Source organism: Sporosarcina luteola, assembly GCF_023715535.1.
In the GTDB taxonomy this organism is placed as follows: domain Bacteria; phylum Bacillota; class Bacilli; order Bacillales_A; family Planococcaceae; genus Sporosarcina; species Sporosarcina luteola_B.
On the sequence record NZ_JAMBOI010000017.1, the window covers coordinates 1 to 16,373 of the forward strand.

Sequence of the window (16,373 nt, forward strand, 5' to 3'; positions counted from 1 at the left end):
CGCAACTTTCGTGGAAGAGCAGTTGGCTTTTTAACTGCTCTTTTACGAAAGTACACCAAGCGCAGCGCGGTAGGCTTTTCGAAAAAAACGCTCATTTTCTCGTGTCCACTTTCTTGACCGAAGACCAGAAGGCCTCACTTTGAGCGCAGAAGGCCTCGCTTTGAGCGCGGGTGGCCTCACTTTGAGCGCGGGTGGCCTCACTTTGAGCGCGGGGGGCCTCGCTTTGAGCGCGGAATGTCTCGTTTTGAACGCGGGTGGCCTCGCTTTGAGCGCGGAATGACTCACTTTGAGCGCGAGCGGCCTCGCTTTGAGCGCGGAATGACTCACTTTGAGCGCGGAAGGCCCCGCTTTGAGCGCGAGAGCTCGCTTTGACTTAAGAGGTTTTCTTTGAACGCGGTGCTTTTTAAAAAAGCATCAGGGTTGTCCAGATACTGACTCTCTGGACAACCCCGAATTATTTTATCTTATTGATTTCCTTTTTTAACCCATTCTGCAACGGTTACTGTACGTTTTGCTTGATGTTTAACAGCTGCTTGCACATCCTCAATCATTTTACCGTCTTGACTAACTGTTACGCTTGTTCCATACGGATTTCCACCTGCTCCAAAGAGGACGGGATCTGTGTAGCCAGGTGTTGCAATGATTGCACCCCAGTGCATCATGGATGTATATAGAGAAAGCAGTGTTGCTTCTTGGCCGCCGTGTGGATTTTGTGCCGACGTCATGGCACTTACGACTTTATTGACCGTCTTTCCACTTGCCCACAGACCGCCTTGAGTATCAAGGAATTGCTTCATTTGCGATGGCATATTTCCAAATCGGGTCGGAACACTGAAGATAACCGCATCTGCCCATTCAAGATCTTCGGAAGTCGCGACCGGAACGTCTTTTGTCGCTTCAACAGTTGCCTTCCAAACTTCATTTCCGTCAATTACTGATTGTGGAGCCAATTCCTGTACTTTTAGCACTCTAACCTCAGCGCCTGCTTCTGTTGCTCCTGCTTCCGCCCATTGTGCTAATTGATAATTTGTACCACCCATACTATAAAAAATTACGGCGACATTAACATTTGTCATTTTTTTCATCTCCTTTGATTTTCCAAACAATTTAGCTAAAAAGCCCATCGTTGCACCTGTTTCTTTGGTATTTTCAAAACTGTATCCTTCTACTACTTTCCCAATAGAAACAGTTTTATTCTTTATTCCACATAAGCCAATGCATATAAAGAACTCATCAAAGCTTGAACGCCGACTGCCAATTGTTCCGGACTTGTATACTCCAGTGGATTATGACTGATTCCCTCACGGCTAGGCACGAAGATCATCGCAGTCGGCAAAACTGGTGCAATGATCTGCGAATCATGGCCCGCACCGCTATGCATCATTTTATAATTGAGTCCATTTTCTTTCGCCTGCTTTTCTATAGCTTCAACGATATGTTTATCCATCGGAATCGGATCCTCGTCCATCCACATATCGATAGACGTCTCCACCTTAGACTCGGCAGAAATCTTTTTAATAATAGTTGTCAGTTCTTCCGTAAATTCCAGTAAGGCCTCTTTTTCTGTATGCCGAACATCCAACGTAAATAATGCCTCCCCTGGAACAACGTTTACAGTGTTCGGTTTCACTTCAATCTTCCCGACTGTCGCAACTAGAGGATCGCCGTATTCTTTCGCCCTGCTGATGACGCTATTTATCATCTGACTTGCGGCAAATAAAGCATCTTTCCGATACCCCATCGGTGTAGTCCCCGCATGGTTCGCAACGCCGGACACTTCAATCGTAAAACGTCTTTGCCCGACAATGCTATGAACGACACCAATATCTTTTCCTTCTGTCTCCAAAACATTGCCTTGTTCAATATGGATTTCCACAAATCCTTTCAGATCATTGCGGAAAACTTTTGATTCATCCCTGAAAGTAAAACCAGCTTCTTTCATCGCATCGACAAATGGTACATCGTTGAAATCAGTAATGTTTTCAACCTCATCCTTCTTCGCGATGCCGACAAAGTTTTTCGAACCCCAAAACGCGTATGGGAATCGGCTTCCTTCCTCCTCTGCAAATGACACGACTTCAAGATTGCGGAGAGGCTGTCCATGTTTTTCTTTTAGAAGTCGAATTGCTAAAATACCTGCCAAGATTCCGAAGGCTCCATCCAATTTGCCGCCGTTTTTAACTGTATCCACATGAGAGCCTGTAAGAATAGTTTCGTCTTTATAAGTACTGCCCTCTAAACGGCCAAACAGATTTCCGATTTCGTCAAATTGAGTAGTTAATCCATCTTTCTGCATTACGTTTTCCAACGCTTTTTGCGCTTCCACCCACTCTTTCGTATAAAGTAACCGGGTGACCCCGCCTTCGGGATCTTTTCCGAATTCACCTAGCCACTCTTCGAGATGAGCAATTTCACGTGTTATATCTGTCACATTCATCTGCCCCTTTTTTAAATTTTTTTCATACAATTATTTACTGTTTACGGCATCTGTCACTTTTGCTTTTGGACCTTCTTTAAAGAACAGCATTAATACGAAACCGACTGCTAGAACAATGACCGCGGAGTAAAATCCTGCAGTCATGCTGCCTGTTTTATCCGCAAGAAAACCGACGAACCAAGGGGCGATAACTGACGAAATCATGCCTACAAAGTTAAAGAGACCGAAGGCCATCCCATACACTGATTTATCGACGTTTTCGGAAACAGAGGAGAGAAGAATCGGGTCCAGCGCAATCTTTCCGAATAACCCATAAATTAATAATGCCGTGATTAGCAATGCGGTAGTCTGAACGTATACAGTTGCCCATAATGCAATCGCAGCGATCGGAATGAGCACGAAAGCGAAAGGCTTCTTCCGCCCTAGACGATCGGATATATAACTGGCAACAAGCGCCCCAGGTATAGAAGCCAATGGAACCAAAGCAGATATTAACCCAACTTCACTGCCCTGAAATCCTCTTTCTGTTTGTAAAAACTTCGGCAGCCACGTAACTACGACCGTGAACCCATAAAGGGAACAGAATAAGACTAGAAACGTAATGAGCAGATTACGGTTTTTAAGTAAGGAAAAGATGGAAACTTTTTCTCCTCTATCTATCGTCTCTTCTCGCTGTTCGTTTGATGTATCCCGTTTCTTCTCTTTGACCAATATCGTAATTAAAATTCCGACAAGTATGGTCAGCACCCCGAAAATATAAAAAGGCACCGTCCAATTCATCCCTTTTTCCAACACTAATGTGCTCGATAGGATGAAGCCAAAAGCAATTCCTATCCCGGACCCACTGTTAATGATCGCACTTCCAACAGTTCTATTTTTTTCCGGTATCGCTTCAGATGATATTGCAAATTGGGGACTGAAATAAGTTGCAGATGAAAGTCCTGCAAGTGCACGAGCGACCAGGAAGCCTGTAAAACCAGCCATGAGCCCACTGACACCGGTCAAAACTCCATATAAAATAAAACCGATGACCAGTAACTTTTTCCTGCCAAATTTATCACTGAAAGCTCCTGCAGGAATTTGGGCAACCGTGTACGTTAGAAAAAATATACTATTGACCAGTCCGAGCTGGGAATTATTCAGGTCATACTCCAAACCGATATGCCCTAAGATAGGATTCAAGAAATATTTATTGGCATTTATGAACATCCATCCTAATGTGAATGCAAAAACCACTTTCCACCAATAGGGGATTGTGAATTTCTTGTTCTGTCCCGGTTGAGGTTGCACTTTCTTCGATGTCATGTAAGAAATCCCTCTCCCCTAAATAATGATTTTCCATCCAACCAGCCATTATTTCTTTGTTATTGGTTGCTCGTTTTCAAACACTACTTCACCGCCGACAATTGTCGTTTTCACATTCCCTTTAAATGTCCTGCCAACATAAGGAGAATGTTGGTGACGGTAAAACAGATCTTCCTTTTTAAGTTCAAAGCTTTCATTCAAATCAACGAGCGTCAAATCAGCATCATAATCGGCTGCGATTGTTCCTTTCGTATCAAGGCCAAATATCTTTGCCGGGTTCGTTGCAGTCAATTCAACAATTTTCTCTAGCGGAAGATTCCGTTTGAAATGCCCCTCCGTCAAAAGAATATTCAACATGGACTGGGCTCCGGAAATTCCTCCCCATCCATCAAAAATATTATCCGATATTACTTTCATCGACGCTGGCGCCGGGGAATGGTCAGACCCAATCGTGTCGATTTCTCCGTTCGCGACTGCCGTCCATAAATCATCCACTTCTTCTTGATCTCTTAATGGAGGGGCGCATTTTGCGATGACTCCCTGTTCCTCCAGATCTTTTACAGTCAATGATAAATAATGAGGGCATGTTTCGACCGTGATATCGACGCCTCTTTGTTTCGCATCATTGATTACTTCAACGACTTTCCGGCTGCTTGCATGCACGATATGAAGTTTGCAGCCCGTCAGTTCTGCATAAGAAAGTATTCTTCGGACCGCTTCAATTTCCGAAATGACCGGACGCGATTCGACATAATCTCTTGCCGTAACTCTGCCTTGACCGATTCTTTCCTCCGCAAGCTGTTCACACATGACCGTACTTTCAGCGTGAACGGCTAAAAGAGATCCCAAAGACGCAATCTCTCTCATACCTTTATAAATTGTCTCGTCATCCACGTTATGGAAGTCATCTATTCCACTTGGCGACATAAAGGCTTTGAATCCGATGACGCCGCCTTCGTGTAGATCTCTTAAATCAGCCAAGTTTTCTGGTACAAGCCCGCCCCAGTAATATGGATTCACAATTGATTTTTCCTCCGCCAATTTTCGCTTCAGTTCTAAATTGGCTTTATTGACCGTAGGGGGCTTACTATTCAGCGGCATATCGAAAAATGATGTCGCTCCACCGGCGGCAAGACTTCTGCTTCCCGTCTCTAACCCTTCCCACTCAGTTCTGCCCGGCTCGTTAAAATGCACATGTGAGTCGATGACGCCAGGAAAGACATGAAGCCCTTCCGCATTTATCTCCCGATCCGCCGTTGCCTCCAGCGGCTTGCCGACAGAGACTTCCACGATTTTACCATTCTTGACTGCTATATCTCCTTTTGCCGTTGAATCTGCTGTAACAACCGTTCCATTTTTAATGATCAAATCGTATTTTTCCATAATAAACCCCTCCACATTTTTAATTCATTAGTAAGCCTTAGCAGCTCTTCTCATCTCCAGTACGCTGTAAAGGACAAAGGCTGATATAATGCCCACAAACCACGACATATCATAAAGCGGTTCAAAGAACGGGACGAAATTGCCGATTAAGCAAAGAACCCCTGAGACAACTAGGGTTATAAGGGCATTTTCATTAAAACCATTCTTGTAATTATATTTTCCGTTCTTTGAATACAATTCGCCCAAGTCAATTTCCGTTTTTGAAACTACATAATAATGAGCGAGCATAACACCTGCGATTGGAGCCAATAAGCCGCCAATAATATTCAGGAATGTAAAGATGCTAGTCGCATTTTCCATCAGCTTCCACGGCATGACAAGAATTCCAACGACCGCAGCAATCGTCGCACCCGATTTAAAGGTCAGCTTTTTCGGGAATAGCGATGCTAATTGGTAACCGGCGGGAACAATATTACCTGTCACGTTCACTGATAAGGTCGTCAAACAAAGGGTTAGGACGGATACCGCTATTGCAAATGTACTGTCAAATCGGGCAACGACATCTAGCACATTCCAGATGGGAGTTCCAAAAGCAATCTCAGATCCGACAATAATTGAAATACTAGCGACGGCAAACAATAAATAAGTTACAACCAGCCCTACTGTTTGACCGATCGCCTGGCTTTTCGTCGAGCTGGCCAATCTTGTGAAGTCCGATACACTTACCATCGGAGCCGCCCATGCAGCAATGACTGCCGTGACCGCGGCAATAAAGATGACCACTTGATTTCCACTGACCCCGGTGCCTGTGTAAGCTAAGATGGGGGCAACCCCTCCAGCTAGTTTAATCGCCCAGATCGCCATACCCCCGAAGACAAAATAGACAATTGGCGAAAGGATATTTGTAAATTTCCCCAGAAACTTCATTCCCCCATAAATTAAAGCGACATTGAACAGCCAAAATATAAGGAATGAAATTAATGCGGGCAATGACAACCCTAAAAGATTCCAGTCCCCGCCCAATGTCAAAAATGGCGGCCACATCTTCGCGATGAGAATGGACAAAGCTTGGCTCCCTGCATATGTTTGAAAACCAAACCACATGATGGCGGCAATTACCCCTCTTAATATCCCCGGGACCATTGCGCCTTTTGTCCCAAAAGAAGAGCGGATCAGCATAGCAAAGGGTAGACCATATTTCGAACCCGCCTGTCCGTTTAACACCATCACTACCGATATAATAATGGCTGCGACCATAATTGCAGCAAAAACTTGTCCAACAGACAGCCCTAAAGCAAAAAGTGCGCCAATGGCAATATAGTTCGGAATATTATGTACGGACCCCATCCATACGGAAGCAAAATTTCCGATACTCCAGCTTCGTTCCTCCGGCTTCGTAGGCAAGATGTCATCATTAAAGCCTTCTTTTTTCAATTGCTCTCGATTGAGTTCCTCCAATCGGATCGACCCCCTGGTTCGGATGAATTAGCATTTATGCTTGGAGCAAAGTCTTTATCGCACTTGTATGTTTGACTAAACTGCCCTTATTATGTGTCTCATCTTACTTCTATATCCACTAACCTTTGCCTCGCAAACATATAACAGCAATAATCACCAGCAAATAGGAATTCCGTATTGTGGGCACTCTCAACTTCTATACAAAAAGTGATGATTACGCTATGATGGAATATCAGCTCATAAATAGAGGAGGAATTATGATGGCAAGAAAGGCTTATGAAGTAAAGGGCTCAACAGCATCAGGTCCATATTCGGCTGCGGTGGACGCAGGTGATTTAGTTTATTTATCCGGGCAAACCGCAATGAACTCCGCTTCGGCAGAAAACATTTCAGGTGACATCGGGGCACAAACGGAGCTATGCTTCGATCATTTGTTTGAGGCATTGGATGCAGCTAATCTGACACCTGATGATATTGTAAAAGTGAATGTATATTTAACGGATATGAAGTATTTTTCCGCAATGAATGAGGTATATGCGACGAAGTTCTCCAAACCTTACCCTGCAAGGACATGTGTCGCAGTTCTAGCGTTGCCACTGGGCGCAGACGTAGAAATCGAAGCGATTGCAAAAAAACCTAACTAAACTGATGCAAAACAATATAGAAGGCGTCCGGAAAGTAAGTGAAAACCCATCTTTCCAGACGCCTTTTGTCTTTCTTCGAATGAATTTATTGACGGTGAGTTATAAGCATGTTATTATTACCTTGAATTAAAGATAAATTAATTTGAACAGAATTTAATAAGCTGAAATACTGTTAGTGTACCCACTAACAAAATTTTTTACCTATATATCTCGAATTCAAGATAAAAATAAGGAGGAACTTGCATATGAACGAATTGAAAGGCATTCACCACGTAACAGCCATTACGAGCAGTGCAGAGAAGATCTATGATTTCTTCACGTATACATTAGGTTTGCGCTTAGTTAAGAAAACAGTGAACCAAGACGACATTCAAACGTACCATCTGTTTTTCGCAGATGACTTAGGCAATCCAGGTACAGATATGACATTTTTCGATTTCCCCGGAATTCAAAAGGGAGTTCATGGAACAAATGAAATCTCCAAAACCTCCTTCCGTGTGCCGAGTGATGCTGCGCTAGCATATTGGGTAAAACGTTTTGATAAATTCAACGTGAAGCATTCAGGCATCCAGGAACAATTCGGTAAAAAGACCTTGCCGTTCGTGGATTTTGATGATCAGCACTACCAGCTCATTTCTGACGAGTTCAATGAAGGGGTTGAATCTGGGACCCCATGGCAAAAAGGACCAATTCCTTTGGAGTTCGCAATTACAGGACTCGGCCCTATCCATATCAGAACTTCCTTCTTTGATCACGTGAAAGAAATCTTGGAAAAAGTCTTCGTAATGAAGGAAATCGCACAAGAAGATGCATTCCATTTATTCGAAATGGGCGAGGGAGGCAACGGTGCTCAAGTCGTTGTTGAATTTAACACTGTTCTCCCGCAAGCACGTCAAGGTTTTGGCACCGTCCACCATACAGCGTTCCGTGTAGAGGATCGCGCTGACATAGAGGCCTGGCAAAAACGTCTTCACGGCTTCCAACTGCCGAGCTCGGGCTATGTAGAACGTTATTATTTCGGCTCTTTGTATACAAGAATCACCCCTTCTATTCTGTTCGAATTAGCCACGGATGGTCCTGGATTCATGGGGGATGAGCCGTATGAAACGCTTGGCGAAAAACTATCATTGCCGCCCTTCTTTGAAGAAAAACGTGAAGAAATCGAAGGGCTTGTACGACCGATTGATACAGTCCGCAGTACAAAGAACTTTGAAAAAGAGTACTTGTGAGGAGGTGAACAATAAAAGATGGGACTTTTTGATAAACTATTCGGTTCTAAACAACAGGAGGAACAAACAATGACAAATTTAAATATCGGTATTATTTTAGGATCAACTCGTGATGGACGTGTGAGCCCTCAAGTAGGAGCTTGGGTAAAAGAATTAGCAGATCAACGCGGAGACGCTACTTATACAGTTATTGATATCGCAGATTATAAATTGCCGTTGCTAGGCGAGCCGGGAAGCGATGCTTCAGGAGCGGCAGCATGGTCAGAAATCGTTGGAAAACAAGATGGATTCGTATTCATCGTCCAAGAATACAACCACTCCATTACAGGAGCTCTTAAAAACGCGTTGGACTACCTTCGTGAAGAATGGAACAACAAAGCAGCCGGCATCGTATCATACGGTTCAGTCGGCGGCGCACGTGCTGCGGAACATTTACGCGGCATCCTAGGCGAACTATCCGTCGCGGACGTTCGTGTCCACCCAGCTCTATCTCTATTTACTGACTTTGAAAACGGAACGGAATTCAAACCAGCAGAAGTACAAGCCTCGTCCGTAAACCAAATGCTTGACCAAGTCATCCCCTGGGCAACAGCTTTGAAAACAATTCGATAATCTCTTTCTATATGATGGGGACTGATTCAGAAAGTCGGCGTTATTCCACTTTCTGAATCAGTCCTCTTTATATTCCCGCCGCGCTGTAGCCCATTTATTCGCACATCAGGCGGTTTCAACCATACTAAAGACCCGCACTTCCGCTTCCACGGGAGTGTGGGTCTTTTTCAATAAACTCGGTTCTGCATGGCACGGACAATCAGCATATTATTCTCGTACTCCCCCTCCGTACTTATCAATCCCATAACCAACCACTGCAGCTACAAACGCCGGCACGATCCAGCCTAACCCGTGCTCAAAGAACGGCACAACGTCTAGCAGCCATCCGGTTAAGGCTTCCATTTTATAACCGATATTCGTCAATACCTCGTAAAACGCAAAGATCGCTGTCACAGATACCGATAGTCGGTACATCATCTTCCCTCCGCCCGCAAAATGCTGGAACAAGGATAGAATCACTAACACAATCGAAATCGGGTAAATGAAAACCAACAACGGAACTGCCAAACTAAGTATCGTATTCAGCCCTAAATTAGACACCAACAAGCCGATTAACACAAAAACAGCGACATACGAACGGTAATGAATTTTCGGATAAATTTCGTTGAAGAATCTCGCACAAGCATTGATCAAGCCAACACATGTCGTCAAACATGCGAGAGTTACAATTAAGCCGAATAGAAGCCCGCCGCCACTGGCGAACAATAAGTCTGATGCGACTGTCAAAATTTCAGCGCCATTTGCAAAGCCGTTTTCGTTCGGTATGACCTTGCCGATCCACCCTAACGAAACATATACAATAGCTAGTCCAAGGCCAGCTATGATACCAGCCCATAATGTTCCTTTCACAAGCTCTGACTTGGATGCCGCGCCTTTATCCTTCAAAGCATTGATGACGACGATCCCGAACGCCAGCGCCGCTACAGCATCCATCGTGAAATATCCTTCCACGAATCCTTTGACAAATGGGTTTGTCGCATAATTTTCCGCCGCAGGAGATGCGATATTTTCAAATTTCATGAAAGCACGGATAACGAGTATAGCCAATACGAGCAATAAAATAGGAGTCAAAAGCTGTCCGATGCGATCGACGATTTTCTTAGGGTTTAAGCTAATGAAGTATGTCACTCCGAAAAACACTAAGGAGAATATGAGAAGCGCAACCCAGCCATTTACGTCTACAATTTGTTTGACGCCAAGCTCGTAAGCAACATTTGAAGCTCTCGGTATCCCATAAAAGGCCCCGATCGACATATAGATGATGACTGCAAAAACCAAGCCGAACAGCCTATTCACCCGGCTCCCAATAGATACTAGTCCATTTTCAGACAAGGCAATGGCCATGATTGCCATGAACGGCAGCAGTACACCCGTAATTAGAAATCCGGTAATCGCCGGACCGAAATTATTCCCCGATTCCAATCCTAGAAGAGGTGGAAAGATAAGATTTCCTGCCCCAAAAAACAATGAAAAAAGCATGAGCCCTGAAAATAACACATTTTTTCTAGTCATCCGTAAACCCTCCTAATTCTTTGCGAAAACACCATCTACTTCAACAGTCTCAAATATATTTATAAACGCAGTCTCGTCATAATCACGTACAATCTTTTTCACTTGCAACATTTCATAACGTGTAACAACCGTCATTAAAATATGTTTCTTTTCTTGGGTGTAGCCACCGTACCCTTCCGTGATTGTAATGCCTCGGTAGATGGATTTCAATAAATCTTCCCGGATTGCCTCGCCCTTCGAAGTGACAATCTGCATCGTCAGTTTAATATGATTCGTGTGGATGCTATCAATCAGTTTGCCCGTCAAATAGATGGATAAAAGTGTGTATAAGGCAATATCCCAGTTTAATACGGCACCGGAAATAAGAACGATGACGCCATTCATGCCCGTTAGAAGAAGGCCAATACTCATATTGCTCGTTCGGGAAAGAATGATTGCAATAATATCAAGCCCACCGGACGTTCCAGAGTATTTCAATATCAAGCCAACACCGATTCCACTTATGACCCCGCCAAAAATCGTCGATAACAGGATATTATCTGTCACAGCAATGACTGGCAGCATGTATAAGAAAAATGAAAGTGACACTACACACACGAGCGTATTAAGCGTAATCAACCTTCCCAATTTAAAATATCCTAAAATGAGCAATGGCAGATTCAGCAAGAGATTCATTACACCTATATCAAATGGAGTAATCAACCCAATCAAAATAGCTATCCCACTAATTCCACTGCTCAGTATCCCATAGGGGACGAGAAAAAAATTGAAAGCAAATGCTACAATCAACGAACCAGCGACGACAACTACATTTTTCATAACGATGAACCTCCCTAGTAATATGTGACTTAACTCTCGAGTTTTCCACATAAAAAAACTCGCCCCTAAATCAGGGACGAGTTTGTGCTCGCGATACCACCCATTTTCCGCAAGTTCCCCTATAGAAGAAACAGTGCGGCGCTCAGTCAACGTACGATCATACGTGTTCCATATAACGGTGGAAATCCGGTAAAGCTTACTGTTTTCAGCTTTACATCTCGGAGATGATTTTCGGATAAGATCTGTCCATCGACTTTCACCAAGCGTCGACTCTCTAGAGAACAGGGTTCTTCTCTTACTATTTCTCGTCACAGATTATTGTTATTACAATACAATCTAGCAGAGAGTGATTCGAAAAGTCAATATGCTTTAGTAACTTCGGAATTTTCTGCCCACTAACCAACTAACACAGCTGATTTTTCAGGACGAATTCTGACACCGGTTTCCTTATCAAAAAAGTGGGCGCAATCCATATTGAACGTCAAATAGACGTCTTCACCAGCAGTCACATTCGTTCGCGACTCGACTTCAGCAATCATTTCTTGCGTGCCGAGCATCGAATAAAGGAGTGTATCAGCCCCAGTGAGCTCAGAAACGATGATTTTAGACAGGATTGAGTTCGTCAATTCCGCCTCTTCCTCGCCTGTCAACAGATGGATATGCTCCGGCCGAATTCCCATCGTCAGTTCTTTGCCGGCATAACCTTGCTCCCGCAAGTACGCCATCTTCTCTTCGGGTATATTAATATGTACATCATCCGCTATGAATTGGCTATTCACAATCCTTCCATCAAAAAAGTTCATGGAAGGCGAGCCGATGAAGCCGCCAACAAACGTGTTTTCCGGGTTATCGTATACGTCTTTGGGCGTTCCAATCTGTTGGATGACACCATCCTTCATGATGATGATTCGGCTCGCCATCGTCATTGCTTCCGTCTGATCATGTGTGACGTAAATCGAAGTCGTTTTAAGCCGCTGATGCAGCTTAGCGATTTCAGCGCGCATTTGGAAACGCAGCTTCGCATCAAGGTTTGAAAGCGGTTCATCCATAAGAAACAGTTTGGCATCCCTGACAATTGATCGTCCAAGGGCGACTCGTTGCCTTTGCCCGCCTGACAGCGCCTTCGGTTTCCGATGAAGAAGATCCTCAAGTCCTAATAGTTCAGCCGCCTCTTCTACACGCTTCTTTATTTTGTCCTTTTGGAACTTTCTTATTTTCAACCCGAAAGCCATATTGTCAAAGACCGTCATATGCGGGTAGAGAGCATAGTTTTGAAAGACCATCGCGATATCCCGGCTTTTCGGCGGGACATCATTCATCAGCTTCCCGTCGATGTAAAATTCACCGGATGAAATTTCCTCCAAGCCTGCAATCATCCGTAGAACGGTCGATTTCCCACATCCAGAAGGTCCGACGAGAACGATGAATTCACCGTCTTCCACGGTCAGATTGAAATCGGAGACGGCAGTCACCTTTTTATCGAAATGCTTATATACGTTTTTTAACACAATTTTTGACATTCAGATACCCTCTTTCGATAATAATCACAGGCTACTGGTCACTTCCCTCCAGACTGCAAGTTAATGCCTTGGATGAAGTACTTCTGGAAGAAGAAGAACAGAATGATGACTGGTAAGAGTACGAGGAGCGACCCCGCCATTAGATAGTTCCATTGTGTATTCATTTCTCCTTTGAACACTTGCAGTCCGAGTTGGAGCGTATAAAGGTTCTCATCGTTCAAATAAAGGAGCGGCCCTAAAAAGTCGTTCCATGCGCCATTGAAGGAAAAGATCGCTACGGTCGCAAGCGCCGGCTTCGTAAGCGGAAGACCGATCGTCCACCAAATGCGGAAATGGCTCGCCCCTTCTATTTTGGCCGCTTCGATCAGCTCGTTCGGAATCGTCATGTAAAACTGCCGGAGAAGGAAGATGAAAAATGCACTTCCGAAAAAGGCTGGAACAACAAGCGGATAATACGTATTGATCCATTGCAGTTTTGAGAATAGGACGTATTGCGGAATGAGCGTTACAAATCCAGGAATCATCATCGTCGATAAGACGATGGCAAATAGGATGCCCCTCCCCTTAAATGGCACTTTAGCAAAGCCATATGCGATGAATGAGTTTACGAGGACACTCCCGATCACGACAAGCATCGTTATCGTAATTGTATTGATCGCATAGGTATCGAATGGAGCTGCTTTCCATGTTTTTATATAGTTGCCCCAATTCCACTCATGAGGGTAAAACGTTGGCGGATACGTCATCACTTCCGCCATCGATTTAAGGGAAGTTGAAATCATCCACCAGATCGGCGAGAGGATGAGGAGGCTTCCCGCTGCGAGCAATATGAAATTAATGAGCGAAAGAAGCTTCCTTTTCGTATGTATATTGTCGAAATATGCAGGGGCTGAAGCAACCCGCTCTTCATCCCTCTTTTTTGCTGCCATTTCAACTTCCTCCATCATCTCTCCTCCCCTTCGTAATGAACCCAGCGCGGTGCAAGCTTCAAGTTGATGATTGTAATTAAGAAAACGATGATAAAGAGAATCCAAGACATCGCCATCGCATAGCCCATATCAAACGATTCGAATGCCTTTTTCCACATGTATAAGTTATAGAACAGCATGGAATTCACCGGTCCGCCCTCTCCATTCGACATAACATATGCCTCCTGGAAAATTTGGAAGCCGCCGATCAAGCTCGTGACAATATCAAAAAAAATGACTGGCGTAATCATCGGGATTGTAATAAACCGGAATTGCTGCCAGCTACTCGCGCCATCAATTTTCGCCGCTTCATACAATGATTTCGATACCCCTTGCATGCTCGCAAGGTAGAGAAGCATTCCTCCTCCAACACTCCACATTTTCATGAAAATAAGTGCCGGCTTCGTCCAATCGGGGTCGAACAGCCAATTTGGACCCGGAATACCGAACCATCCAAGGGCGGTGTTCACCAAACCAGTTCCCGGATCGAGCAACTGCATCCAAAGAAGGTAAACCCCTACCCCGGAAAGTACTGCCGGTAAATAGTAGATCGTCCTGAAGAACCGGATGCCCGGTACGTCTTGGTTGAGCAAGGCCGATAAAAAGATCGCCCCGGCAGTCGTGAGCGGGATGGAAAACAGCACGTAATAGAGGGTGTTATATAAGGATGTCCAGAATAGATTATCGGCAGTGAACAGATTTTCGTAGTTTTTAAATCCGATGAAATCCATTTGGGACGTTATATTGTAGTTCGTGAAACTCGCCGCAAACGAAAAGATGAGCGGTCCCGCCGTGAAGGCGATAAATCCGACTATCCAAGGAAGTATGAAAACATATCCTTGCAGCCCTTCCATCCGTTTATAATTCAATTTCTTCCGCATTTGCTATCCCTCCCCCGGTAACATCTGTTTACGTAGTAAAACGAGGAGAGCTTCTATGCTCTCCTCATGCTTCCGTTCACTTGCTTTTCTCTATCAGTTTTTCAAGGGATTGCTGTGCGTCCTTCAATCCTTGTTCAATAGATTTTTTTCCAAGAAGAATCGAATCCAATTCAGGATTGACCAAGTTCATGAAATCCGGTGCATGGACAGGGACAGGTGTAAGGAGAGTATTTTCCATATTATCAATTGCCATTTGATAAACTACCTTGTCCTTATCAGGCATCTCGCTGTTTTTAGCCGCATTTTCGGCAGCTTTGATATTCGCGACGTTGTCAAAGTTTTTCACAGCCCAGTATTCCTGTGCTTCTACATCCGTCAAATGCTTGATGAATTCCCAAGCTTCTTCCGGATGCTTAGAACCTTGCGGAATCTCAGCGACGAAACCCCCGCCCCAACTTGTATTGCCGCTTCCCGGCTCACGTTCAGGCAACATCGCTACACCGAAATCGAGGTCCGGTGCATAGTCACGGATTTGCGTGTAAAATGTCGGTGTATTCACATACATCGCAAGCTTGCCGTTAAAGAACGGGTTCCCTTGCTGGCTGTCGATTTGCGACTTATAGGAATTGATCGTATTGGCCCCGTATTTCTCATGCCAATCCATTACCCATTCAAGCGTTTCACGGTTCGCTTCCGTATCGATGATCGGTACACCATCTTCATCGAAGAAGTTTTTTCCGTCTGAGTTTAGCATCCAAACATCCGAGTTTACTCCCCAAAGCGGATAAAACCCGATCCGGTCATATGTATCTCCGTTCTTAACATCCAGTTTTTCAGCATACTCCCAAAGCTCTTCCCAAGTAGCAGGTGGCTTTTCCGGGTCTAGTCCAGCCTCTTTGAAAGCTGTTTTATTGTAAAATAGAATTCTTGTATCTGTATTGAAGGGAATGCCATATGAATCTCCTTCGTAAAGGGTTGCATTCCAAAGTTCTTCATAGAATCGATCTGAAATATCGTCTTTTTCCAGGAACCGCGATAGGTTCATCGCTTGATTCTTCTGGCCGCGGAGCGCTGTTGCATTGATGTCGTTAATGACGACATCAGGCGGGTTCTTGGCCGCGATTGCCGCCAGCTCCTTCGTCCATATGTCTCCCCATGGAACAAATGTATGCTTCACTTCAATCTTATCCTGTGATTCATTGAAATCCGCTACGATCTTATCGATGACCGGACGCCTGATCTCAGAGCCCCAGAAGCTCCAAAAATCGATAACAACTTTATCCCCGCTGTCCGCGCTCTTACTGTCTCCGGTCTTGAAGCCGGCACATCCTGACAGGATCAGCAACAATACAAAGAACAGCGGCATAAGTTTTTTCCTGAACACTTCCTCATCTCCTCCTCAATTTGAAGCACTTCTTACTAAAATTTACTTACCTACCTATCTACTTACCCAGTTAGCCTTTCAATAAACCTATTCCTATGAAAAAATCGAAAATTCACGCTTACTATTAGTAATCTGCCTCATATAATGATTCAAACTTCACAACAAAAAACCCCTTCCCGAAGTTGCTCGAGAAGAGGTTGTAGTAATCAATAATTATAGAA

The 16,373-nt window shown here is 44.3% G+C and carries 14 protein-coding genes and 1 other annotated feature; of the genes, 3 read left to right on the top strand and 11 right to left on the bottom strand.

Annotation, left to right across the window (positions count from 1 at the left end; all coding sequences use genetic code 11):
• Positions 1-464: 464 nt before the first annotated feature.
• The 5 genes from wrbA to allW form a co-directional block, all read right to left on the bottom strand.
• Positions 465-1,076, bottom strand: coding sequence for an NAD(P)H:quinone oxidoreductase (gene wrbA, locus M3191_RS17225; protein WP_251692961.1), 612 nt, complete (start codon positions 1,074-1,076; stop codon positions 465-467).
• Between the two features lie 122 nt (positions 1,077-1,198).
• Positions 1,199-2,437, bottom strand: coding sequence for an allantoate deiminase (allC, locus tag M3191_RS17230; protein ID WP_251701574.1), 1,239 nt, complete (start codon positions 2,435-2,437; stop codon positions 1,199-1,201).
• Between the two features lie 30 nt (positions 2,438-2,467).
• A complete protein-coding gene (locus tag M3191_RS17235; RefSeq protein ID WP_251701575.1) occupies positions 2,468-3,742 on the bottom strand; it encodes an MFS transporter in 1,275 nt (424 codons plus the stop codon).
• 48 nt (positions 3,743-3,790) lie between these two features.
• Complete coding sequence (locus M3191_RS17240) at positions 3,791-5,125, bottom strand: allantoinase (RefSeq protein ID WP_251701576.1); 1,335 nt, start codon at positions 5,123-5,125, stop codon at positions 3,791-3,793.
• A gap of 27 nt (positions 5,126-5,152) precedes the next feature.
• On the bottom strand, positions 5,153-6,583 hold the full coding sequence (gene allW / locus M3191_RS17245; RefSeq protein WP_251701577.1) for an allantoin permease: 1,431 nt from the start codon (positions 6,581-6,583) through the stop codon (positions 5,153-5,155).
• Between the two features lie 260 nt (positions 6,584-6,843).
• Between allW and M3191_RS17250 the strand changes: the two genes are divergently transcribed.
• The 3 genes from M3191_RS17250 to M3191_RS17260 all read left to right on the top strand — a co-directional run bounded on the left by M3191_RS17250 (position 6,844) and on the right by M3191_RS17260 (position 9,068).
• A complete protein-coding gene (locus M3191_RS17250) occupies positions 6,844-7,227 on the top strand; it encodes a RidA family protein (protein ID WP_251701578.1) in 384 nt (127 codons plus the stop codon).
• A gap of 245 nt (positions 7,228-7,472) precedes the next feature.
• Positions 7,473-8,456 (top strand): ring-cleaving dioxygenase, encoded by a 984-nt coding sequence (locus tag M3191_RS17255; RefSeq protein WP_251701579.1) that lies wholly within the window; start codon positions 7,473-7,475, stop codon positions 8,454-8,456.
• An 18-nt stretch (positions 8,457-8,474) separates the two neighbouring features.
• Complete coding sequence (locus tag M3191_RS17260) at positions 8,475-9,068, top strand: NADPH-dependent FMN reductase (RefSeq protein WP_251701580.1); 594 nt, start codon at positions 8,475-8,477, stop codon at positions 9,066-9,068.
• Positions 9,069-9,275: 207 nt separating this feature from the next.
• Here M3191_RS17260 and brnQ read toward each other — a convergent pair whose 3' ends face one another.
• The 6 genes from brnQ to M3191_RS17290 all read right to left on the bottom strand — a co-directional run bounded on the left by brnQ (position 9,276) and on the right by M3191_RS17290 (position 16,152).
• The gene (gene brnQ, locus M3191_RS17265; protein ID WP_251701581.1) at positions 9,276-10,580 is read right to left on the bottom strand and encodes a branched-chain amino acid transport system II carrier protein; all 1,305 of its coding nucleotides are present in this window, start codon (positions 10,578-10,580) and stop codon (positions 9,276-9,278) included.
• A 12-nt stretch (positions 10,581-10,592) separates the two neighbouring features.
• The gene (locus M3191_RS17270) at positions 10,593-11,399 is read right to left on the bottom strand and encodes a YitT family protein (protein ID WP_251701582.1); all 807 of its coding nucleotides are present in this window, start codon (positions 11,397-11,399) and stop codon (positions 10,593-10,595) included.
• 69 nt (positions 11,400-11,468) lie between these two features.
• Positions 11,469-11,720 (bottom strand) — a binding site (T-box leader).
• Between the two features lie 74 nt (positions 11,721-11,794).
• Positions 11,795-12,919 carry an ABC transporter ATP-binding protein gene (locus tag M3191_RS17275; RefSeq protein ID WP_251701583.1) on the bottom strand — a complete coding sequence of 375 codons (1,125 nt, stop codon included), beginning with the start codon at positions 12,917-12,919 and terminating at the stop codon, positions 11,795-11,797.
• 38 nt (positions 12,920-12,957) lie between these two features.
• Positions 12,958-13,863, bottom strand: coding sequence for a carbohydrate ABC transporter permease (locus tag M3191_RS17280; protein ID WP_353056541.1), 906 nt, complete (start codon positions 13,861-13,863; stop codon positions 12,958-12,960).
• The gene (locus M3191_RS17285) at positions 13,863-14,768 is read right to left on the bottom strand and encodes a carbohydrate ABC transporter permease (protein WP_251701585.1); all 906 of its coding nucleotides are present in this window, start codon (positions 14,766-14,768) and stop codon (positions 13,863-13,865) included. Before M3191_RS17285 ends, M3191_RS17280 begins: the two co-directional genes overlap by 1 nt.
• Before the next feature lie 76 nt (positions 14,769-14,844).
• On the bottom strand, positions 14,845-16,152 hold the full coding sequence (locus M3191_RS17290) for an ABC transporter substrate-binding protein (protein ID WP_251701586.1): 1,308 nt from the start codon (positions 16,150-16,152) through the stop codon (positions 14,845-14,847).
• Positions 16,153-16,373: the final 221 nt, after the last annotated feature.

Coding starts and splice junctions, on each gene's coding strand:
- M3191_RS17240 (WP_251701576.1), bottom strand. CDS start 5,125: ATGGAAAAATACGATTTGATCATTAAAAATGGAACGGTTGTTACAGCA.
- M3191_RS17275 (WP_251701583.1), bottom strand. CDS start 12,919: ATGTCAAAAATTGTGTTAAAAAACGTATATAAGCATTTCGATAAAAAG.
- wrbA (WP_251692961.1), bottom strand. CDS start 1,076: ATGACAAATGTTAATGTCGCCGTAATTTTTTATAGTATGGGTGGTACA.
- M3191_RS17250 (WP_251701578.1), top strand. CDS start 6,844: ATGGCAAGAAAGGCTTATGAAGTAAAGGGCTCAACAGCATCAGGTCCA.
- M3191_RS17270 (WP_251701582.1), bottom strand. CDS start 11,399: ATGAAAAATGTAGTTGTCGTCGCTGGTTCGTTGATTGTAGCATTTGCT.
- M3191_RS17255 (WP_251701579.1), top strand. CDS start 7,473: ATGAACGAATTGAAAGGCATTCACCACGTAACAGCCATTACGAGCAGT.
- M3191_RS17285 (WP_251701585.1), bottom strand. CDS start 14,768: ATGCGGAAGAAATTGAATTATAAACGGATGGAAGGGCTGCAAGGATAT.
- M3191_RS17235 (WP_251701575.1), bottom strand. CDS start 3,742: ATGACATCGAAGAAAGTGCAACCTCAACCGGGACAGAACAAGAAATTC.
- M3191_RS17280 (WP_353056541.1), bottom strand. CDS start 13,863: ATGGAGGAAGTTGAAATGGCAGCAAAAAAGAGGGATGAAGAGCGGGTT.
- M3191_RS17260 (WP_251701580.1), top strand. CDS start 8,475: ATGGGACTTTTTGATAAACTATTCGGTTCTAAACAACAGGAGGAACAA.
- allC (WP_251701574.1), bottom strand. CDS start 2,437: ATGAATGTGACAGATATAACACGTGAAATTGCTCATCTCGAAGAGTGG.
- brnQ (WP_251701581.1), bottom strand. CDS start 10,580: ATGACTAGAAAAAATGTGTTATTTTCAGGGCTCATGCTTTTTTCATTG.